The sequence below is a fragment of the Solibacillus sp. FSL K6-1554 genome (assembly GCF_038005185.1).
Classification (GTDB): Bacteria; Bacillota; Bacilli; order Bacillales_A; family Planococcaceae; genus Solibacillus; species Solibacillus silvestris.
Genome location: NZ_JBBOSS010000001.1, coordinates 3,958,775 through 3,980,982 on the forward strand (window position 1 = coordinate 3,958,775; position 22,208 = coordinate 3,980,982).

Genomic DNA, 22,208 nt, shown 5'->3' on the forward strand with positions numbered 1-22,208 from the left:
CCATTCTAGAGAACTGTTAAGTAAGCTCCCTAGATACAAAATGGATTACTTTGCAAATTTTTCAACACGTGCAATTGTTTTTTCCTTGCCGATTAAAGCAATGGCATTCGGTAATTCCGGACCATGTGTTTGACCAGTCGTCACAACACGGATTGGCATAAACAGATTTTTACCTTTTACACCCGTTTCTTTTTGCACAGCTTTAATCGCCGCTTTAATTGAAGCGGCATCAAAAGTTTCTAAAGCTTCTAATTGAGTTTTAAATGAAGCCATAACAGCCGGCACAGTTTCACCCGCTAACACTTCATTTGCTTCTTCATCATATGCAATTTCTTCTGTGAAAAATTGGCTCGATAATTCTACGATTTCTGCACCGAAGCTCATTTGCTCATGGTAAAGCGCGATTAAATCAGAAGCCCATGCATGTTGCTCTTCTGACAGCTCTTCTGGAAGTAAGCCTGCTTTTTGCAAGTGTGGCAATGCTAAAGCAACTACCTCTTCATGAGACATTTTTTTAATATATTGGTTGTTCATCCATGTTAGTTTTGTTTTATCGAACATAGATGGTGATTTTGATAAGCGTTTTTCATCAAACAGCTTTACAAATTCGTCATGTGAGAAGATTTCCTCTTCTCCTTCCGGTGACCAGCCAAGCAATGCAAAGAAGTTAAACATCGCTTCCGGTAAGTAACCAAGGTCCTTGTATTGTGTAACGAACTGGATGATTGATTCATCACGTTTCGATAATTTCTTGCGCTCTTCATTTACGATTAATGTCATATGACCATATTGCGGATATTCCCATCCGAATGCGTCAAAAATCATCATTTGTTTTGGTGTGTTTGATAAATGCTCTTCCCCACGGAATACATGTGTAATTTCCATGAAGTGGTCATCCAGAACTACGGCATAATTATACGTTGGAATACCGTTTGCTTTTACAAGTACCCAGTCGCCGATATCTTTTGATTCGAACGATACTTCGCCGCGAACTAAATCAGTGAACTTATACGTAACATTTTCCGGAACACGCATACGAATTGTGTGCGGGATACCAGCAGCCTCTTTTTCTGCAACTTCCTCTGCTGTTAAATGACGGCATTTCCCATCATATGCAGGTGCTGCAACACCTTGTGCTTTTTGTTTTTCGCGTGATGCTTCAAGCTCTTCTGAAGTACAGAAACATTTATACGCTTGTCCGTTTTCCAGCATTTTTTCTGCATGCTCTTTATAAATATCAAGACGTTCCATTTGACGGTAAGGTGCATATGGGCCACCGATATCAACGGACTCATCTGGAGTAATGCCTAACCAGCGTAAGTTATCAAGTTGAGAAGCTTCCCCGCCCTCTACATTACGCTCAATATCTGTATCTTCAATACGTACTACAAAAGTACCGTTGTGATGTTTTGCATATAAATAATTGAATAAAGCTGTACGTGCGCCACCGATATGTAAGAATCCTGTTGGCGATGGTGCATAACGAACGCGAACTGTTTTCGTCATAATATTGCCTCCTAATTTTAGCGTCAAAACGCTCTACCTTTTCCGCATATAAAAAGTTTACTTTTATATGGATATGAACGGACATTATATTGTCCAATATCGGCACAATAGATGTCTTTTAAACTTTAACCATTCTACCACTGTAAGTTATTAAATTAAAGTAGCGTGTGCCGATTTTTGACACACGCCCTCAATTTTATCGCACTTTATGCTTTTACTAAAAGAATCGTTGCCATTGCTGCAATTCCTTCTTCACGGCCAACAAAACCTAACTTCTCTGTTGTTGTCGCTTTTACATTAACTTGCGAAGGTTCCGCATTCAGTAGTTGTGCGATACGGTTTTGCATCTGTGAAATATATGGGGCCATTTTCGGACGCTGTGCCATAATCGTACAATCCACATTGCCTAATTTATATCCGCGCTCTTCAACCATCTTCCAGATGTGTTCAAGTAACTTCGCTGAATCTGCATCTTTCCACTCCGGATCTGTATCAGGGAAGTGACGGCCGATATCCCCCTCACCAATTGCACCTAATGCCGCGTCTGTTACTGTATGTAAAAGTACATCGGCATCTGAATGACCTACTAAACCGCGCTCATGTGGAATTGTAATACCACCTAAAATTAATGGACGTCCTTCTGCAAATTCGTGAACGTCAAACCCTTGTCCAATTCGAAACATATCGTTGCTAGCCTACAAAGTAAGCTAGCCTTCACCTTCTTTCTGGTAATCTCATTATCATTAGTATAATCAACTTGTCCGAAAAAAGCCTCGCAAACCTATTTTCTTTTCAAGGTATCTTCTATTTTCGTTGTTTTAAAATAGCTTCCCCAAAAATCAGATCTTCCTGCGTTGTCATTTTTACATTTTCATAACTGCATTCCACAATATGAATATCATGTCCTAAACGCTCCACGAGCATCGCTTCATCCGTTCCTAAAAAACCCACCTTTTCAGCTACATCCTCAGCTTCTGCCAGTAAATCATAACGGAACGCTTGTGGTGTTTGAACCATCCATAAAGACTCCCGGTCAACGGTTTCTTTAATAAGACCGTTATGGACGACCTTCATCGTATCTTTCGCACGAACTCCTGCAATAGCCGCTCCTTTTTCATAAGCGACTTTTGCAAGTTCGGTAATTTTCGGAATAGTAATAAAAGGTCTTGCAGCATCATGAACAAGGACAACATCCACTGCACTCATTTCTTTTATGCACGAATGCACTGAATGTTGGCGTTCTTCACCACCTGTCGGCAGGCCTTTTACTTTTGTAATATTATGTTTATCAATGAGCGCCTGGATAAATGGCCGTTCCTCATCTTTTACGGCAAGCCAAATTCCTGTACAGTTTTCATCATGTTCAAAAACAAGAAGTGTATGAACTAAAATCGGTTTATCCGCTAAGTTTAAAAATAATTTATTTTGCCCGGCACCCATGCGCTTTCCGCTTCCTGCTGCCGGCAAAACGACTTCATAACGCAAAATGCTTCACATCCTAATCCTCTTTTGGCTTGGCGAAAATCATACGCCCTGCCGATGTTTGAAGTACGCTCGTTACCGTCACTGTAATTGCCTGGCCAATATAGCTTCGGCCGCCTTCTACTACAATCATTGTACCGTCATCTAAATAGGCCACACCTTGATTGTGTTCTTTCCCGTCTTTAATGACTACGACTTGCATATCTTCACCCGGAATTACGACCGGTTTCACCGCATTTGCCAAATCATTAATATTCAATACTTGTACACGGTGCAGTTCACAGACCTTATTTAAGTTGAAATCATTCGTCAGTATTTGGGCACTCATGTTTTTGGCTAATCGAACCAACTTTAAATCCACTTCAGACACATCTTCAAAATCAACTTCCGTAATAAGTACCTTCGACGCACGTTCGTCCTGAAGCCGTTTTAAAATATCTAGACCCCTGCGACCACGCGTACGCTTCAATGTATCAGATGAATCCGCGATATGCTGTAGTTCCGTCAATACAAACTGAGGTACAACTAAAACCCCTTCAACAAACCCTGTTGCTGAAATATCAGCAATACGGCCATCAATAATGACACTTGTATCAAGTAATTTATACTGCTCCTGATCCTGAACTTCCTTGACAGAACCGTCACTCTGACGCTTTTTCGTCGATTTCCCGGAAAAAATCTGCAACAGCTCATCCCGTTTACTAAAGCCTAACCGGAAACCAAGATAACCAAGAACAATGGATAAAATAGCAGGAACAACAGCGGTAATAACCGGAATGTTCATTTGATTGATCGCGACACCGACCAATGTTGCTACACATAATCCTACGATTAAACCGAGCGTACCAAATAATAAATCCGCTGCAGGCAATTTGAATAATACTTCCTCTAACCAAGTAATTAATTTCACAAAGTAATCAGATAATGCAAACGATAAAACGAATAACAAAGCAGCACCTATCGCAACACTGAAATATGGATTATTAAGCCAAGGATTGGATGATAAGTTCATGAATGCATATAATGGCGGTAAGAAAATGAGGCCTAATGCTCCACCGATAAATAAAAATGCTACTTGAATTATTTTCTTCAACATTTGTTTCACCTCCAATTAATAATTATACATCTAAAGTTTCATTCATGCGAAGCCCAGGTACCAAAAGCAAGGGTAAATAAACAACAAACGCCAATTGCATTCCAATATTAGGATTTTACCCATTTTTTTAGATTATTCCCTATTTTTTTTAGTTAGATTTGCGCGATATAAATTCAATAATGAAGTACCTCATTCTAAATTCCCGTTCCCTGTAGTTTAAACAAACTAATGAATATATTATATTAATATAATATTTAAACCTAGAAGAGGAGAATACGTTTTGAATACTGCAAAAGAAGTAAAAATTACTACTGTTGATCCGTCTGCAATCGGTCTATTCGGTTTGGCGATTGTAACATTTGTTGCTTCTACTCAAAAGTTAGGCTGGACAGAGGGCTTAGGTTTGGTTATTCCTTGGGCAATATTTTTAGGTGGTATTGCGCAATTTTACGCATCTGTCTTAGACTCAAAACATAATAATACATTCGGTACGACTGCGTTCGGCGCATACGGTTTATTCTGGATGGGTGTAGGTATGAGCTGGTTCGTTCAAGCCGGTGTATTTGGTGCAACATTACAGGCATCTGTATACATCTCAGCTCGGTGTTGTGTATTTAGGTTATTTAATCTTTACCCTATTTATGACGATTGGTGCAGCTGAAACAAATAAAGTTCTATTCGCGATCTTTGTAATGATCGACTTCTTATTTATTGGTCTGGCATTAAGTTCATTTGGAATTATGGAGCACGGTATGCATTTATTAGCAGCCAACTCTGAATTAATCATTGCTCTTTTATCACTTTACGGTGCAGGTGCTAATGTATTGAACAAGCATTTCGGCTTCAATTTCTTACCGATCGGAAAGCCTTTTGGTATTTTCACAAGAGACGCATTTTTAAAGAAGGAAAAAACAGTAAAGCATAATTTAAAAAAGGCATGAAAAGTTTTGACTTTCCATGCCTCTTTTTTGTACGAGTTACTGGAAACCCGTTCCCTATAAATTTTGGAAAGATTCCCGCAGTGCATCACTGATTGTTTCGACACCGACGACTTGTATGTCCGGTGGGAATTCCCATCCCCCAATATTAGAAGCTGGAATAAAGGCGCGTTTAAACCCTAACTTTGCCGCCTCCTGTACACGTTGCTCAATTCTGGAAACACGACGTACTTCACCCGTTAAACCCACTTCACCGATAAAGCAATCTGTCGGACGTACTGTCTGATCTTTAAAGCTTGAAACTATACTTGTTAAGACAGCTAAATCAATCGCAGGCTCATCCAGTTTCACACCACCCGCAACTTTAATATACGCATCCTGTGCCTGAAGCATCATGCCCATACGTTTTTCCAATACCGCCATTAAAAGCTGAACACGGTTTTGATCAACCCCGGTTGCCATACGCTTCGGATAATTAAAACTGGTTGGTGTAACAAGCGACTGTATTTCTACCAAAATTGGGCGTGTCCCTTCCATCGATGCAACGATTGTTGAACCAGGGGCACCTTGTGAACGTTCCTGTAAGAACAGCTCGGACGGATTCAATACTTCCTTTAATCCCCCATGGAGCATTTCAAAAATTGCAATTTCATTTGTAGAACCAAAACGGTTTTTCTGACTGCGTAATATCCGGTGGTTATGGTGACGTTCCCCTTCAAAGTAAAGCACCGTATCTACCATATGTTCTAAAATACGCGGACCGGCAATCTGCCCTTCTTTTGTAACGTGACCAACAAGGAAAATAGCGATATTTTTTGTTTTTGCAATACGCATTAATTCTGCTGTACATTCACGTACTTGTGACACACTGCCCGGTGCACTAGTAACTTCCGGATGGTGCACCGTTTGAATCGAATCGACAATGACAAATTTCGGTTGGACTTCATCGATTGTTTGATTTAAAAATTCCAGATTCGTTTCCGAGTAAATATAAAGCTCCGGCGTATGTACACCTAAACGTTCAGCACGCAGCTTTGTCTGACGTACAGATTCTTCACCGGATATATATAAAACACGTTTTCCCTGATTGGAAAGAAGCGCTGATACTTGCAGTAGTAATGTCGATTTCCCGATACCCGGATCACCGCCTATCAGCACGAGTGAACCTGGTACAATACCGCCTCCGAGTACACGGTTAAATTCATTCATTTCAGTAGCGATACGTGTTTCTTCTTGTACTTCCACATGAATAATAGGGGTTGCTTTTGTAGCCGTTGTAGAATGCTGGAACGCCCCACGTGGCCCTTTTGAGATGACTTCGACTTCTTCATTCATCGTATTCCATTCGCCACAGCCAGGACAGCGCCCCATCCATTTTGCTGCTTCATAGCCACAGCTGCTGCACATAAATTTAGATTTCTTTTTTGCCATTTTGCTAGCTCCTTCGAATGTTTGTTCCTATAATTGTACACGAAACAAAATTGAATACCCACTATTCCGTCGCAAGTTTCTTTTTCGGTTAGCTTTTCATACATATAGCAATTCCTGTAGATTCCGTTTAATTGCGTATGTGTGACCGGCGACCCAGCAACTTCAGTCTGCATAAAAAAGACGAGGCAGGAACTATCCCGACTCGTCTGGTTTTGTTAATTTGTTGCTACTTTTTCTTGTGTACGTACGACAAACTCATCATTTTCATAGTCAAGTACGACTGTTTGTGTTTTATCTAAAGTACCTTTTAACAGTTCTTCGGATAAACGGTCTTCCACATGTTTTTGTAATGCACGACGTAATGGACGCGCACCATATTGTGGATCATAACCTTCTTCTGAAATTTTCTCAAGCGCTGCATCTGTAAGCTGCAGTTCGATATCCTGCTCTTTTAGACGTTTCTTTAATGAATTCGCCATTAATGATACGATTTCTTTTAAGTGATCCTTTTCTAATGAATGGAATACGATCATTTCATCAATACGGTTTAAGAACTCTGGACGGAACGCCTTTTTCAGTTCTTCCAGCATTGTGCTCTTCATGTCTTTATCTTTCGATGCATTTAAACCGGCACCGAATCCAACATGTTTGCGGTATTTCAGTGCATCTGCCCCAACATTCGATGTCATAATGACAACTGTGTTACGGAAATCAACTACACGACCTTTTGAGTCAGTTAAGCGGCCGTCTTCCAACACTTGTAATAAGATGTTGAATACATCCGGGTGCGCTTTTTCGATTTCATCCAGCAGTACAACTGAATATGGTTTACGACGAACTTTTTCTGTTAATTGACCGCCATCATCAAATCCTACATAGCCTGGAGGTGAACCGACTAAACGAGAAGTCGAATGTTTCTCCATATACTCGGACATATCTACACGGATCATTGCATCTTCATCACCGAACATTACTTCAGCAAGTGCTCGTGCAAGTTCCGTTTTTCCGACACCAGTAGGTCCAAGGAAGATAAATGAACCGATTGGACGTTTTGGATCTTTTAAGCCGGCACGGGCACGACGGATTGCACGGGAAATTGCTTCTACTGCTTCACCTTGACCAACTACGCGTTTGTGTAATTCTTCTTCAAGATTTAATAACTTCGCAGATTCAGCCTGAGCAATTTTCGAAACAGGAATTCCCGTCCACATCGCTACCACTTGTGCAATATCGTCTACATATACTGTAGATTCTTCTTTGCCTTGTTTTTCTTTCCACTCTTTTTTCAGTTGTTCAAGCTCTTGTTTCAGCTTCTGCTCCGTATCACGCAATGCAGCAGCTTTTTCAAATTCCTGTCCTGAAACAGCAGCATTCTTTTCAGACTTAATGCCTTCCAGCTTATCTTCTAACTCTTTTAAATTAGGTGGAACAGTATAAGAGCGTAAGCGCACTTTTGAACCAGCCTCATCAATTAGGTCAATTGCTTTATCCGGTAAGAAACGATCCGAAATATAACGATCTGATAATTTTGCTGCTGCTTCTACCGCTTCATCCGAAATTTTCACACGGTGATGTGCTTCATAACGGTCACGCAAGCCATTAATAATTTGGATTGTTTCTTCAACAGATGGCTCATCAACTTGAATCGGTTGGAAACGACGCTCTAATGCTGCGTCTTTTTCAATATATTTACGGTACTCATCCAATGTAGTTGCACCGATACATTGCAGTTCGCCTCGTGCCAATGATGGTTTTAAAATATTCGATGCATCAATCGCACCTTCTGCACCACCTGCACCGATCAATGTATGAAGCTCATCGATGAATAAAATAATATTGCCGGCCTGACGAATTTCATCCATCACCTTTTTAAGACGGTCTTCAAATTCTCCACGATATTTTGTACCTGCAACAACTGTTCCCATATCGAGCGTCATAACACGTTTATCGCGTAATGTTTCAGGTACTTCATTATTGATGATTTGCTGTGCCAATCCTTCTGCAATGGCCGTTTTACCTACACCCGGCTCCCCGATTAGTACCGGGTTGTTTTTTGTACGACGTGACAGTACTTCTACAACACGTGTAATTTCTTTAGAGCGGCCGATAACCGGATCAAGTGAACCTTCACGCGCCACCGCTGTTAAATCGCGGGCTAAACTATCAAGTGTTGGTGTATTTACTGTTTGCGTCATACTGGAATTACCGCTAGTGTTTGAGTCATTGTTACCTAATAACAGTAAAACTTGTTGGCGGGCTTTATTGATACTTACACCTGTATTCGCCAATACGCGGGCAGCAACGCCTTCACCTTCACGAATTAAAGCTAATAAAATATGCTCTGTTCCGACATATGCATGCCCTAATTTACGCGATTCATCCAATGAAAGTTCGATTACTTTTTTAGCACGTGGTGTGTAGTGAACGATAGGACCTACATCTTCTGTGCCTTTCCCAACAAGTTCCTCAATGCCGGTTTCGATCATTTGAGGGCTAATATTAATTGCTTCCAAAGCTTTAGCGGCAATTCCGCCACCTTCACGAATTAAGCCAAGTAAAATATGTTCTGTTCCGATTTCTTTATGCTTAAGACGAATTGCCTCTTCTTGAGCAAGTTGTAATACCTTTTGAGCACGTTGTGTGAATCGATTAAACATCATAGAAAATCCTCTCCTTTTTCCCCATTGTTTGTAGCTTCATCTTGCTCGTTTAACTTTTCTTGCAACAGCTTCGCACGATACATGTCGCGTTCTGCTGGTTGTAACGTAGTACCAATATATTGCTGAATGAGTCCAGGTTGCATAATAAGCATGCACTCATTTAGTTTACGCTGTGAAATTGCTTCTAATAATCCTAAACTTACCCCAAGACGCACATTTGATAAACAGCTTGCCGCTTCTTCACTCGTTAAAATTTTTGCGTACTTTAACGTACCGAGGGAACGGCTTAAACGGTCTTCCAACGCGGAGGGGGCACGCATCAATAAATTTTTGCGTGCAAGCTCTTCCTTTTTGATAACTTGCTCGACAACATCCTGAAGCTCCTGTAAAATTGTTTCTTCTGATTTACCTAATGTAATCTGGTTCGAGATTTGATAAATATTGCCTAAATTTTCACTGCCTTCCCCATATATACCCCGCACAACCATTCCTAATCGTGTCATCATCTGAATTAATGGATTCATCTGTTTCATCATTGTGAGTGCAGGTAAATGGAGCATGACAGATGCTCGAAGCCCTGTTCCGACATTTGTTGGGCAACTTGTCAAATAACCATAGCGGTCTTCATATGCGTAATTAATTGACTTACTTAAGTAGCGGTCAATATTACGAGCCTTATCAAATGCTTCTTTTAAATTCATTCCTTGCGTAAGACTCTGTATACGAATATGATCCTCTTCATTTACTAATATGCTAATGGATTCATCTTTTGTTAAAAAAAATGATCCAATTTTTTTTCTTCGTGCCAAATTCGGACTGATCAAATGCTTCTCCACTAAAATTTGGCGTTGTAAAACGGGCATATCTTTTATTTGGAAATAAGAAAACTGATACGGATTGTCATCTAAAGATAATAATGACTGCATCATTTTTTCTTCGATCATTTGTGCTTCCTGTTCTGTAAAACTAATCGGAAATCGAGTATTGGCAATATTACGAGCAAGCCGAATGCGCGTGCTAATGACGATATCTGAATCGCTTTCGTGCTGCATCCAGCTGGGACTGGCATTCGTTAAAAAATGCTCGATGTTCATGCGTTCCCCTCACCTTCCTGTTTTATTTTACTTTCCAATTCCCTAACTTCATCACGTATGGAAGCTGCATCTTCAAAACGCTCTTCCTCAATTGCTTGCTGCAGTGATGAACGGAGCTCTTGGATTTGTTGTTCCACTTTTTCTTTTGAAGGTCCTTCTTCCACATATCCTACATGCTGAGTACCTGCCTGCAGACGTTCAAGTAGCTGTGGTAATTGCTCACTAAATGTTTCGTAACATTGACCGCATCCAAATTTGCCTTGCTTTAAAAACTGTCGGTACGTAAACCCACAGGATGGGCAGGATTTTGGGCTGGCAGTATTTGTTGTCGTGCTTTCTTTCTTTGCATTCACAGGTACGAAATTAAACCAATTTGAAATAAGCTGCTGAAGTGATGCAGGCTCTTCATTTACGTCAAATTGAAATGGATGAAATTGAGTTGCACATACTTCACAGTAGTGACGCTCGACTTTTTGACCATTGTGAACTTGAGTAACGGTAACATTGGCATGACGCTGTTTACAATGCTCACATATCATAATAATCCACCTCTACTTTTCAAAAGAAATCGTTTGTAGCATTGCGTGCATAATCCGCGCTCTTAGCTGATCACGCAGTGGTAAAGCTACCTGTAATGTGACACGATCTAAAGCGGCCTTCATAATGCTTGCTTCTCGCTCTGTAACGATATCCTCTTCCAATAAACGGAAAATAATACGCTCAGCATTAGTTTGGGCTATGGCGTTACCTATTTGTGTTTCCATTTCGTCCAGTAAATTTTTCTTAGAGTGGATTGTTACACGCAAAATCCGAATATAACCGCCACCACCCCGCTTACTCTCTACATAGTAGCCATGCTCGGTCGTGAAACGCGTATTGATAACGTAATTGATTTGGGAAGGAGCACAGGCAAATTGCTTTGCTAATTCATTTCGCTTTATTTCAATATGTCCCTGTCCCTCTAATTCAATAACTTCCTTCAAATACCCTTCAATTATGTCAGATATATTCCTCATGCTGTCTCTCACCTCTCATCAACTGACTTTGACTATCTTTGACTTAAATATACAATATTTATTTTTCGAAATGCAACTAATCACTCTTGTTTTAGGTTTCCCTATTTTCACATTAATAAATCCCTATTTATGTAAAAAAGCGGTAAGGTGTTTTTTAAACAAACCTTACCGCTTTTATAAACTTTGCCAAGACGAGGATAAATTATACCCAGCGTCCGACGATTGGATAATTCCAGTGCTGATCAGACAATGCTTTAACAATACCGATGATCGGTGCAATCCAGAAGATGGCTAAAAATACCAACAGGAATGGTAAACCAATTAATATAACTGAAAGGACACCTGCAATCGCTATGAAGATACCGAATACGATTTGGAAAAGCAATGCTTGAATCGCTGTACGCTTTACTTCATCTTCAGAACTTATTAAGAAAAACAGAATCGGTACTAAGAACGGCGCAAAGAATGCACTGGCATGAATGATGATTTTCGACCATTTAGATTCCATTTGTTATCAACCTCACTTTAGTTTATTAGCTTATTTACGGATAATATTCGTAAAAGTTTCATAGAGAGGGCAAAAAATCCCGAATTTTTATTTCGAGATTTCCGGTGATGTCTGTAATTGGTCAATATGGGCCTCTATCTTTCGGGTTGTCCCCTTCTTGCGGAAATAAGAAGTAGGAAATAATCGCCGTTAAGATGGTTGCTCCAATAACTATTAATATCCGGTCGCGGCCGCCTACTTCTGCATAATTGTTTACAAGCATAATATACGATGCGATCGCCACCCCAAGTGACAATGGTATAACAAATTTCAAACGCCCTTTATGAAACTTCATTAATACAACGCCTTTCACTATTTACTGCATCCATTTTAATTAGTTATTATATTACCTCATATACAAATTACTGTAAATTTTTTATCCTTATAGAATAATTCTGATATTATCCGATATAAGCAGTAAGATAGTATTATTCTATAAATACACGAAACGAGGAAGAACATGGGTATTCTGTTTTCAAGAGCGACAAAAGTTTCAAACAAGCCATATTTTGATATAGCTAATTATGCACAGCAAGTAAATTTGGATGTTTCAAACTATCCTAACTTACATAAACAGCTTCAGTTGCTAAAATTAACGAAAGAGGATTTAGCTGTTATTAAACAGTTAGAACCTTTTGCACAACAGGTTGTCCCGGATATGGTGGAAAAGTTTTACGGTGCAATCAGTTTAAGTCCGGAACTCGTAGATGTTATTGGGAGTTCAGCTCGAATGGATCGGCTAAAAGGTACATTAACGAAGCATTTAGAAGCGATGTTCAACTGTAATATCGATTCACAATATATAGAGGAGCGACAAACGATTGCGCATGTCCATGTCAAAATCGGACTTCAATCCAAGTGGTATATCGCTTCATTCCAATCGCTAATGACAACGTTTATCGACTTCATCAGTAAAATAGAAATGTCGAATGTTGACATGGCTAAAGCAGTTGATGCTTTTTCAAAACTCATTAACTTCGAGCAACAGCTTGTGATTGAAGCATATGAAAAAGAAGAGCAACGAATACGTACTGAAAGTTTAGATGTAAAATACAGAATTGTAGAGCGAATTCAACATACTGCACAAGAGTTAACACATATTAGTGATCAAACTAATGCATCATTACAGGAAATCGCGAGCCAATCAGAAGAAATTGCTTCCAATACAAAACAAGGTTTAAATTTAGTAGCGGAAACAGAAAACAAATCAACAACAGGCACTACATATTTAATTAACCAGACAGCAATTATGACCAACATTTTGGATCGTGTGGATACACTTGAATCGTCAATGGTTAAACTCCGTCAATCGTCTAAAAAAATTGCTGAAATTGTAGGATTGGTAACAGGTATTGCTGATCAGACAAACTTGCTTGCATTAAATGCATCGATTGAAGCAGCACGTGCAGGTGAACACGGGAAAGGGTTTGCCGTAGTAGCTGATGAAGTCCGAAAGCTTGCTGAAGAAACTAAAAATGCGGTTCAAAACGTCTCTCATTTAATTAAAGAAACCGAACTCAGTATTTCACAAATGTCCGACTCTGTTTCAAGTGTTGATGAGCAAGTAAAAATGAGCGTAGATACGCAAAAAAGCTTGGCGGATTCCTTTACATCGATTACAGAAGCGGTACATGGAATTAAAACGCAATATGAAAACACGAATGAGGACATTCATGCCATTTCTTCTGTTATTACCGGTTTGACACATACAACAAATGATGTCATGACATCATCCGATTCATTGCTGCACATTGTCCAGGAACTGCATGATTAATTTTGCTTAATTACAAAGGGGATATCAACTGGCATTTTGCCTTTGATATCCCCTTTTTTTATGCACGGCGTTTTTTTGATAATGCACGCTTTTGTTTTCGATGTTCCTGACGAATTGGGCCTGTTTCAAATAAATGACGTTCGAAATCCGTCTCCGGTTCAACTCCCGGCACTTCTTTCGGCTTGCCATATTCGTCAATCGCGACCATCGTTACGAAAGATTCCGTCGTTAATTTCTTTGCACCTGTTTTAATATTTCTTGATACAACCCGTACATATACTTCCATCGAAGTACGACCTGTTCCAGATACAACAGCTTCCAGTTCAATCATATCGCCTGCATAGGCAGAGGATACGAAGTCTACTGAGTCAAAAGAAGCAGTAACAACTTCACCTTGGCAATGTTTCATTGCTGCAATCGCAGCAATTTCATCAATATATGCTAACACTTTCCCTCCAAATATCGACTGATGATGATTTGTATCAGGAGGCAGTACTAATCGTGTTTGGATAGATTTTGAAAAGCTCATTGGCAGAGTATTTTTCATAATCTTCCTCCTTTCTAGACTACACTCCATGTTACTATTCGGAAGATGGAAGTGCTAGTACAAACTATTCATAATTCAACTTCATCGTAATAAATTTTAAATCGGTCATTTCTTCCACTGCATACTTAATGCCTTCTTTACCATATCCGCTCATTTTGACGCCCCCATACGGCATATTATCTACACGGAATGTTGGAATATCGTTAATGATGACCGCACCTGCTTCAATTTCTTCCGCGGCTTTCATTGCATCTGTTAATACATTTGTGTAAATACCGGCATTTAACGCAAGCTCCGATTCATTTACAAGTGCAATTGCTTCGTCCAGCGTCTCATATGGCACAATGGATACAATCGGCGCAAAAGTCTCTTGGCAAACAATTTTCATATCGGGCTTCACATTCGTCATGACAGTTGGGGAGCAAGTACGCTCTGTAAATTCAGCTCCCGTTGCAACCGTTGCACCTTGCTGTTTTGCCTGTTCAATCCATTCTTTTATACGGCTAACTTCATCCGGGTGAATCATTGCACTCACATCCGTTTTTTCATTATGCGGATCACCGACAACTAGTTTCTTTGTCTCTTCTACAAATGCCTTTGTAAATGCTTCATAAATTGAAGAATGAACATAAATTCGTTGCAATGAAATACATACTTGTCCAGCAAATCCAAATGCACCGCCTACACAGCGTTTCATAATTTTTTCAAGCGGTGTTGAAGGCTCAACAATGAGTGCCGCATTTGATCCGAGCTCTAGTGTAATTTTCCGCAAGCCGACTTTTTCTTTAATCTTCAAGCCAACCGCACCACTACCCGTAAACGTCACTTTTTTCACAAGTGGATGTGTTACGAGTGTCTCGCTCAATTCCCCGCCGCTACCTGTCACGATTTGCAATGCGCCGTCCGGTAAACCTGCTTCTTTGAAAATTTCCGCCATCGCAAGTGCACTTAACGGGGTTTGAGATGCAGGCTTTAGTACAACTGTGTTCCCTACAGCAAAGGCTGGACCTAATTTATGCGCTACGAGATTAAATGGAAAATTAAATGGTGTAATTGCTGAAACTACGCCTAAAGGTACTCGCTTTGTATAACCGATTCGATCTTTTACACCTGGTGCTGCATCCATCGGAATCGTTTCGCCTGTACTTTGTTTAGCCGCCTCTGCAGCAAATTGATACGTTGCAATAGTACGATCCAATTCAGTAAGCCCTGCAGAGATTGGTTTTGCCGCTTCATCTGCTAAAATTTCTGCAAGCTCGTTTTTACGTTCACGCATGATTTCCACGACTTTGTATAAAATTTCTGCGCGCTCATAAGCAGTCGTATTTTTGAATGATTTGAATGCTTGATGTGCGCCTTCGATTGCGCGCTCCACGTCCCCTGCCGATGCTTTTGCTACATTTGCAAGCACTTCTCCTGTATAAGGTGCCGTTAACTTACTTGTTTCATTTGTACTTTCCCAAATGCCGTTAATCCACAATTTTGTCTGTTTCATTTTATTCACTCCTTACTATTGTTTACCCAAATTAAAAAAATATATCGAGAATATCGATGGCAAGTAAAATTGGGATATCATCTATATAATCGCTCATCTCAAGAGCCTGCAAAAATAATAAACTATCATTGAAATGAGATAACAGTTCGTTTTCAATTAACCTTTTCAGCACATACTGGGCAGCGGTCATTAAAGCATACGCTTGCATCCCAGTAAACATCGGGAGCTTAACGAGTGCTCGTTCCATTTCAACAATTTCATCGACAACTTCCGATGTAGCCCCTACTAACGCCATCAAAGCTAAATATGGATATGACCTTTTCTTCACTTTCACACCATTATTTAAAAATGACTGCTTCATCGCGACTACATACTCAACTAATACCGGCTGAAACTCCTCGTTATACAATGGCAATAGCTGTGTCATTGCTTGCAAGGCATCCCCATTTTTAAAACCTTTGCCGTGCAAGGCATCATAGTATTTCCGCATTGTTTGAGCTAGCTTAACCGGATTATTTTTCTTTTTTGTCAGTAAAACTGCATATGGAATATCATCTTTACCGGTCAGGAAAAAATGATGCTTTTTCATTTCATCATGTAATGCTTTTGCTTTTCCAGCATGTGCTTCATCCACTAAGAAAAGGGCCGCAATTTTTTGATAGCTGCTGTATTTAAACCCTGCATTCAATAATGCCTTTTCATTTAACTTTATACGATGAAGCTCCTGTTCAGGTTGTGGGTGCAAAGCGAAATGGGCTAAAATTTTATATGTTAAAACTGAATTATTTGATGGTGTAGAGAAAAACTCGAAAAATGATTGCCTTGATTTTTGATTATGTATTTCTTTTACATTTTTCTCAAATGCAGGGCCATTAAATGTTTCACGTGAAAATGTAAATTGTACTGCTAATGGTATCCTGGCAGCACTTTGTACGTCCGCACCGAAAAAAAGCTCCATCCGCTCATTATTATTTTTAAGTAATTGTATAAAAGCTGTTTGATCCATCAGTACACCCTCCTTACCTTGATTATACGCCTAAAATTTTAGAGTGAAAAAAATTTGATTTTTTCTCCACAAAAAAGAGGAATGCTGATTGTTGAACCAGCATTCCCTTTTACAACTTTATACTTGAAGCTCATCAAGCTCTTCTTTTGTGAAAGCCCGTGATCTAGATAAAAAGCGTTTTCCTTCGACGCCCTCTAACGAAAACATTCCGCCACGCCCATCGACGACATCAATAATAATCTGTGTATGCTTCCAATAATCATATTGGTTTTTGTGCATATAAAATGGACTTCCGCCAATATGACCGAGCAATATATCTTGGTTGCCGATAATTAAATCGCCATCCGGATAGCACATTGGAGACGAACCATCACAGCAGCCCCCCGATTGATGGAACATAACCGGGCCGTGGCGCCCTTTCAATTTCTCGATCAACTGTAGTGCTGCTTCGGTTGCTATAACGCGATCAACCAAATTCTGCACCCCCTCTCTTAGAAGAAGCCTAAGCGGTTTTCATCATAACTTACTAGCAAGTTTTTCGTTTGTTGATAGTGGCTTAACATCATTTTATGGTTTTCGCGACCAACACCACTCATTTTGTAGCCCCCAAATGCCGCATGTGCCGGATATGCATGATAGCAGTTCGTCCATACACGTCCCGCCTGAATACCACGGCCAAAGCGGTAAGCAGTATTCATATCACGTGTCCATACACCTGATCCTAATCCATATAATGTATCATTTGCGATTTCCAACGCTTCTTCTTTCGTTTTAAATGTTGTTACAGCAACAACCGGGCCGAAAATTTCTTCCTGGAAAATACGCATTTTATTATGACCTTTAAATACAGTCGGTTTAATATAGTAGCCGTCTGCATAATCACCGCCTAAATCATTTTTCTCGCCGCCGATTAAGCATTCCGCGCCTTCCTCTTTACCAATTTGTAAATAGGATTGGATTTTTTCCATTTGTTCCGATGATGCCTGTGCACCCATCATTGTATCTGTATCTAAAGGGTTGCCTGTTTTAATTGCTTCAACACGCTTTAATACGCGCTCCATAAATTTCTCGTAGATTGATTCCTGAATAAGTGCACGAGAAGGACATGTACATACTTCACCTTGGTTTAAAGCAAATAATACGAAGCCTTCAACCGCTTTATCCAAAAATGCATCATCTGCATCCATAATATCTTCAAAGAAAATGTTCGGTGATTTACCGCCCAATTCCAGAGTAACCGGAATCAGATTTTGAGATGCATATTGCATAATAAGGCGACCTGTCGTCGTCTCACCTGTAAATGCTATTTTACCGATGCGCGGATTCGATGCTAACGGCTTTCCTGCTTCTAAACCGAAGCCATTTACAACATTCAGCACACCTGGTGGAAGTAAATCTTCAATCAGCTCAACAAGCACTAAAATTGATGCTGGTGTTTGCTCAGCCGGCTTTAATACGACACAGTTTCCTGCAGCAAGTGCAGGCGCCAGTTTCCATACAGCCATTAATAGTGGGAAATTCCATGGAATAATTTGTCCAACTACACCAATCGGCTCATGGAAGTGATAGGCCACTGTATTTTCATCAATCTGACTAAGAGATCCTTCCTGTGCACGTAAAGCACCCGCAAAATATCGGAAGTGATCAATACCCAAAGGTAAATCTGCATTCAAAGTTTCACGTACCGCCTTACCGTTATCCCATGTTTCTGCAACGGCCAGCATTTCTAAATTTTGTTCCATACGATCTGCAATTTTCAGTAAAATATTCGAGCGTTCAGTTGCCGATGTCTTACCCCAGGCATCCTTTGCCGCATGGGCTGCATCTAAAGCAAGCTCGATATCTTCTTCCGTAGAACGCGCGACCTGGGTAAATACTTTCCCCGTAACAGGAGTAATATTGTCGAAGTACTCCCCCTTTACTGGCGGTGTCCATTTACCACCGATAAAGTTGTCATAACGCTCCTTGAAATTTACTAATGCGCCATCCGTGTTTGGATTTTGATACACTGCTGCCATTGAAATCTCTCCCCTTTGCACAAATTGTGGTGACCATACCTTCTCATAAAAAGGCAGTGCTGACATCCATGCTGTAAAGCTCACTTTTCTGTGAGAGGTATCTTCATCTATTATATTGTCAGAAAAGTTGAATCATTTCAAATATTAAACTACAATTTCCAGATTATTTTATTATTCCCTATTCTGTTATACTGAAAATGAAGAGATTACTATAATAAAAATGTATAAAATGGGTAAATTCCAGTAAAGATAAGTTTATCCATCCATTGGATAATCAACTGTCATTTCGAACGAAGTATTACAAGTACAGATAGACTCCTGTATACTGAAGATATTCTATTAGTAGGTGAAAAATTATGAGAATCAATAAGTTTTTAGCAGAAACCGGCATCGTGTCCCGTCGCGGTGCAGATAAATGGGTAGAAGATGGCCGTGTAAAAATCAATGGGGTTGTTGCGACAAACGGCAGCCAAGTTGAAACAGGCGATGAAGTATTAGTTGACGGTAAGCCTGTAAAAAGACAGGAAGAATTAGTTTACATTGTACTGAACAAGCCTGTTGGGATTACAAGTACAACAGAAAAACAAATTGAAGGAAATGTTGTGGATTTTGTAAATCATCGGCTTCGTATTTTCCATATCGGACGTTTGGATAAAGATTCAGAAGGTTTACTGCTTCTTACAAATGACGGAGATATCGTCAATGAAATTTTAAGAGCAGAAAACCATCATGAAAAGGAATATGTCGTACAGGTAGACAAGCCGATTACCGATCAATTTATTCACGATATGAGCTCGGGAGTGGAAATTTTAGATACAACGACATTACCTTGTCGAGTAGAGAAGGTGTCTTCTAAAGTGTTTAAGATTATTTTAGAACAAGGATTAAATCGCCAAATTCGCCGAATGTGTTCTGCACTTGGCTATTCTGTACAGCGATTACAGCGCATTCGTATTATGAATATTCATATCGGCAATTTAAAGGTCGGACAGTGGCGTGACCTTACAGATAAAGAAAGAAATGAACTATTTCAGTTACTGAACTACACACCAAAGCAATAAGAAATGTTCAAATATCCAGATAACGAATGCATTATTTGGTAGTATTTGTTAGAGTCTTTATAGAACAAGTCCGCTATTTTCGATAGGAAAGTAGCGGACTTGTTATTTTATAATCCGCCTAAATAAGCGGCTCTTACTTCATCGCTCTCCTGCAGTTCTTTTGCTGAACCTGTTAGGACGATTTTGCCTGTTTCCAAAACGTAGGCGCGGTGGGCAACCGATAATGCCATATGTGCGTTTTGCTCTACAAGCAATACTGTCACACCTTCTTTGTTGACCATTTCAATAATGTTGAAGATGTTTTTTACCATAAGAGGGGCTAGACCCATTGATGGCTCATCCATAATGATCAGCTTCGGCTTAGCCATTAAAGCACGGCCCATCGCAAGCATTTGCTGTTCTCCGCCTGATAAAGTCCCTGAAAGCTGCTTGCGTCGTTCCAACAGACGAGGGAACAACTCAAACACATGATTTAAATCCTTTTTTATAGCCTCTCGGTCATTCCGTAAATAGGCACCCAATTCCAGATTTTCTTCCACTGTCATGTTCGAAAATACGCGACGTCCTTCCGGTACATGGGAAAGCCCTGCCTTTACGATCGTTTGTGCCGGCTTTCCATCGATTGCCGCACCTAAATATTCAATCGAACCCCGCTTTGGCTTCAGTAAACCTGAAATTGTTTTTAGCAATGTACTTTTCCCTGCTCCATTGGCACCGATCAGTGTTACAATTTCGCCTTCTTTTACTTCGAGGGAGATTCCTTTCAATGCTTGGATATTACCATAAAATACATCGATATCATTAATTATTAGCATATTATTCTGTAACCTCCTCACCTAAGTAAGCCTCAATTACTTTCGGGTTTGAACGGATTTCTTCAGGTGTCCCATCGGCAATTAACTGTCCGTGGTCAAGTACGTAGATTCGCTCACAAATACCCATAACTAAGTTCATATCATGTTCGATCAATAAAATCGTTAAATCAAATTCCTTACGAATAAAAGCAATTAGCTCCATTAAATCATGCGTTTCCTTTGCATTCATCCCGGCTGCCGGTTCATCCAATAATAATAGCTTTGGTGCAGCAGCCAACGCTCGGGCTATTTCCAGGCGTCGCTGCATTCCGTACGGCAAATTTTTCGCAAGCTCGTCACGGTATACATCAAGCCCGAATATTTTCAAGAATGCTAATGACTCCTGTTCCATTTTCTCTTCGCCTTTAAAGTGACTTGGCAACCTGAAAATGCTCGAAACTAAATTATGTTTTGCCAAACCATGGTTAGCGACCTTTACATTATCCAGTACAGACAACTCTTTAAATAGGCGAATATTTTGGAATGTCCGGCTAATACCTTGGCGTGTCACCTTATATGGATCCAGGCCGCCAATTGCTTTTCCGTTGAATATAATTGTCCCTTCCGTTGGTGTATATACCCCTGTGAGCATATTAAATGTGGTTGTTTTCCCTGCACCATTCGGGCCGATTAAACCTATCAACTCTCCTTGATTCAAATGCATTTCTACATTTTGAACAGCCTTTAAACCCCCAAACTGAATACCTAGCTTTTCTACTTTTAGAAGTGCACTGCTCATACGCGTGTACCTCCTTTTTTACCAAACTTGAAGTATGCTGTGATCTCTTTTGAACCTAATAAACCTGTAGGTCGATAAAGCATAACTAATATTAAAATCAGTGAGTAAATAATCATCCGCGTTTCCGGGAAGTCCTGTAAATACGTAGAGACGAATGTCAGTAATACTGCTGCAATAACAGAACCGGATAAACTGCCTAATCCGCCCAATACGACGAATATTAAAATATCAAATGACTTTAAAAACCCGAATGCTGTCGGCTGAATAATATAATAATTATGGGCATAGATGGCACCCGCCACTCCAGCGAAGAACGAACCGATTGCAAATGCGACAACTTTGTAATAGGTTGTGTTAATGCCCATTGCGTCAGCCGCAATTTCATCTTCACGTATGGAAATACACGCACGACCATGACGAGAATTTGTAAAGTTCGAGATGACGAGAATTGTAATGAATGTCGCAAAAAAGGCATATGTCCATGTTGACTGATGGGCAACTTGCAAGCCTGCTGCACCACCTACATAGTCAGTATTCACAAATACAATTCGAATAATTTCAGCAAACCCTAGCGTAGCAATCGCCAAGTAGTCGCCTTTTAAACGAAGTGAAGGAATTCCTACAAGCAATCCGGCAAGTGCTGCGACAATAGCGCCAATTAAAATGGCTGTAATAAATGGCATGCCAAATTTCATTGTACAAATAGCCGATATGTAAGCTCCGACAGCTAGAAAACCTGCATGCCCTATCGAGAACTGACCTGTAACCCCGATAATGACATGTAAACTTACCGCCAAAATAACATTAATACACATTGCTATGAACATGTTTTGATAGTAGAACTGGATAACACCGTTGGAAATCAATAATTGAACAACTGCATAAATCACAAGTGCTAGGACGGCATAACCCCAAAAGATTTTCGATTTTTTCATGCTGTTCAC

At 40.0% G+C, this 22,208-nt stretch carries 21 protein-coding genes and 1 pseudogene; 3 read left to right on the forward strand and 19 right to left on the reverse strand.

The features are described from left to right. Positions 1–45 precede the first annotated feature (45 nt). The 4 genes from gltX to MHB58_RS19785 form a co-directional block, all read right to left on the reverse strand. Positions 46–1,506: a glutamate--tRNA ligase gene (gene gltX, locus MHB58_RS19770; protein ID WP_340735857.1), complete on the reverse strand. Its 1,461-nt coding sequence runs from the start codon at positions 1,504–1,506 to the stop codon at positions 46–48. Positions 1,507–1,712: 206 nt separating this feature from the next. Continuing rightward, entirely contained in the window at positions 1,713–2,189 is a 477-nt protein-coding gene (gene ispF, locus MHB58_RS19775; protein ID WP_008407014.1) for a 2-C-methyl-D-erythritol 2,4-cyclodiphosphate synthase, read from the reverse strand. 121 nt (positions 2,190–2,310) lie between these two features. Further along, positions 2,311–2,991 (reverse strand): 2-C-methyl-D-erythritol 4-phosphate cytidylyltransferase, encoded by a 681-nt coding sequence (ispD, locus tag MHB58_RS19780; RefSeq protein ID WP_014822401.1) that lies wholly within the window; start codon positions 2,989–2,991, stop codon positions 2,311–2,313. Positions 2,992–3,004: 13 nt separating this feature from the next. Next, positions 3,005–4,084: a PIN/TRAM domain-containing protein gene (locus MHB58_RS19785; RefSeq protein WP_008407019.1), complete on the reverse strand. Its 1,080-nt coding sequence runs from the start codon at positions 4,082–4,084 to the stop codon at positions 3,005–3,007. A 280-nt stretch (positions 4,085–4,364) separates the two neighbouring features. Between MHB58_RS19785 and MHB58_RS19790 the strand changes: the two are divergent. After that, a pseudogene (locus tag MHB58_RS19790) lies at positions 4,365–5,025 on the forward strand (acetate uptake transporter). A 54-nt stretch (positions 5,026–5,079) separates the two neighbouring features. Here the strand turns inward: MHB58_RS19790 and radA are convergent. The 7 genes from radA to MHB58_RS19825 all read right to left on the reverse strand — a co-directional run bounded on the left by radA (position 5,080) and on the right by MHB58_RS19825 (position 12,065). Next, positions 5,080–6,453 (reverse strand): DNA repair protein RadA, encoded by a 1,374-nt coding sequence (gene radA, locus MHB58_RS19795; RefSeq protein ID WP_008407021.1) that lies wholly within the window; start codon positions 6,451–6,453, stop codon positions 5,080–5,082. A gap of 215 nt (positions 6,454–6,668) precedes the next feature. Beyond that, positions 6,669–9,113, reverse strand: coding sequence for an ATP-dependent Clp protease ATP-binding subunit (locus MHB58_RS19800; protein WP_340735858.1), 2,445 nt, complete (start codon positions 9,111–9,113; stop codon positions 6,669–6,671). Continuing rightward, positions 9,110–10,207: a protein arginine kinase gene (locus tag MHB58_RS19805; protein ID WP_014822399.1), complete on the reverse strand. Its 1,098-nt coding sequence runs from the start codon at positions 10,205–10,207 to the stop codon at positions 9,110–9,112. The genes MHB58_RS19800 and MHB58_RS19805 overlap by 4 nt, the downstream gene beginning before the upstream one ends. Then, entirely contained in the window at positions 10,204–10,746 is a 543-nt protein-coding gene (locus MHB58_RS19810; RefSeq protein ID WP_008407026.1) for a UvrB/UvrC motif-containing protein, read from the reverse strand. Before MHB58_RS19810 ends, MHB58_RS19805 begins: the two co-directional genes overlap by 4 nt. 12 nt (positions 10,747–10,758) lie before the next feature. After that, positions 10,759–11,223: a CtsR family transcriptional regulator gene (locus MHB58_RS19815; protein ID WP_087617872.1), complete on the reverse strand. Its 465-nt coding sequence runs from the start codon at positions 11,221–11,223 to the stop codon at positions 10,759–10,761. A 202-nt stretch (positions 11,224–11,425) separates the two neighbouring features. Continuing rightward, positions 11,426–11,731, reverse strand: coding sequence for a DUF4870 domain-containing protein (locus MHB58_RS19820; protein WP_008407029.1), 306 nt, complete (start codon positions 11,729–11,731; stop codon positions 11,426–11,428). Between the two features lie 121 nt (positions 11,732–11,852). Then, complete coding sequence (locus MHB58_RS19825) at positions 11,853–12,065, reverse strand: acyltransferase (RefSeq protein WP_087617932.1); 213 nt, start codon at positions 12,063–12,065, stop codon at positions 11,853–11,855. Positions 12,066–12,230: 165 nt separating this feature from the next. Here MHB58_RS19825 and MHB58_RS19830 point away from each other — a divergent pair, with 165 nt between their 5' ends. Further along, positions 12,231–13,544 carry a globin-coupled sensor protein gene (locus MHB58_RS19830; RefSeq protein ID WP_340735859.1) on the forward strand — a complete coding sequence of 438 codons (1,314 nt, stop codon included), beginning with the start codon at positions 12,231–12,233 and terminating at the stop codon, positions 13,542–13,544. A gap of 58 nt (positions 13,545–13,602) precedes the next feature. Here the strand turns inward: MHB58_RS19830 and MHB58_RS19835 are convergent, their stop codons facing one another. From MHB58_RS19835 to adh, 5 genes are all read right to left on the reverse strand, one after another. Next, positions 13,603–14,091 carry an acyl-CoA thioesterase gene (locus MHB58_RS19835; protein WP_340735860.1) on the reverse strand — a complete coding sequence of 163 codons (489 nt, stop codon included), beginning with the start codon at positions 14,089–14,091 and terminating at the stop codon, positions 13,603–13,605. Between the two features lie 64 nt (positions 14,092–14,155). After that, positions 14,156–15,586, reverse strand: a complete 1,431-nt coding sequence (locus MHB58_RS19840; protein ID WP_087617875.1) for an aldehyde dehydrogenase family protein — start codon at positions 15,584–15,586, stop codon at positions 14,156–14,158. A gap of 31 nt (positions 15,587–15,617) precedes the next feature. After that, complete coding sequence (locus tag MHB58_RS19845; RefSeq protein ID WP_340735861.1) at positions 15,618–16,592, reverse strand: DUF4003 family protein; 975 nt, start codon at positions 16,590–16,592, stop codon at positions 15,618–15,620. A 117-nt stretch (positions 16,593–16,709) separates the two neighbouring features. After that, entirely contained in the window at positions 16,710–17,066 is a 357-nt protein-coding gene (locus tag MHB58_RS19850) for a DUF779 domain-containing protein (protein WP_014822393.1), read from the reverse strand. Positions 17,067–17,083: 17 nt separating this feature from the next. Next, positions 17,084–18,610 carry an aldehyde dehydrogenase gene (gene adh, locus MHB58_RS19855; protein ID WP_014822392.1) on the reverse strand — a complete coding sequence of 509 codons (1,527 nt, stop codon included), beginning with the start codon at positions 18,608–18,610 and terminating at the stop codon, positions 17,084–17,086. A 356-nt stretch (positions 18,611–18,966) separates the two neighbouring features. On the opposite strand from adh, the gene rluF reads away from it, so the two are divergent. Continuing rightward, positions 18,967–19,671: a 23S rRNA pseudouridine(2604) synthase RluF gene (gene rluF / locus MHB58_RS19860; RefSeq protein WP_014822391.1), complete on the forward strand. Its 705-nt coding sequence runs from the start codon at positions 18,967–18,969 to the stop codon at positions 19,669–19,671. A 107-nt stretch (positions 19,672–19,778) separates the two neighbouring features. On the opposite strand, the gene MHB58_RS19865 is transcribed toward rluF, so the two are convergent. The 3 genes from MHB58_RS19865 to MHB58_RS19875 are packed head-to-tail and all read right to left on the reverse strand — an operon-like array spanning position 19,779 to position 22,199. Further along, a complete protein-coding gene (locus MHB58_RS19865; RefSeq protein ID WP_008407040.1) occupies positions 19,779–20,486 on the reverse strand; it encodes an ABC transporter ATP-binding protein in 708 nt (235 codons plus the stop codon). 1 nt (position 20,487) lies between these two features. Next, a complete protein-coding gene (locus MHB58_RS19870; RefSeq protein ID WP_008407042.1) occupies positions 20,488–21,264 on the reverse strand; it encodes an ABC transporter ATP-binding protein in 777 nt (258 codons plus the stop codon). Beyond that, on the reverse strand, positions 21,261–22,199 hold the full coding sequence (locus MHB58_RS19875; RefSeq protein WP_014822390.1) for a branched-chain amino acid ABC transporter permease: 939 nt from the start codon (positions 22,197–22,199) through the stop codon (positions 21,261–21,263). Before MHB58_RS19875 ends, MHB58_RS19870 begins: the two co-directional genes overlap by 4 nt. Positions 22,200–22,208: the final 9 nt, after the last annotated feature.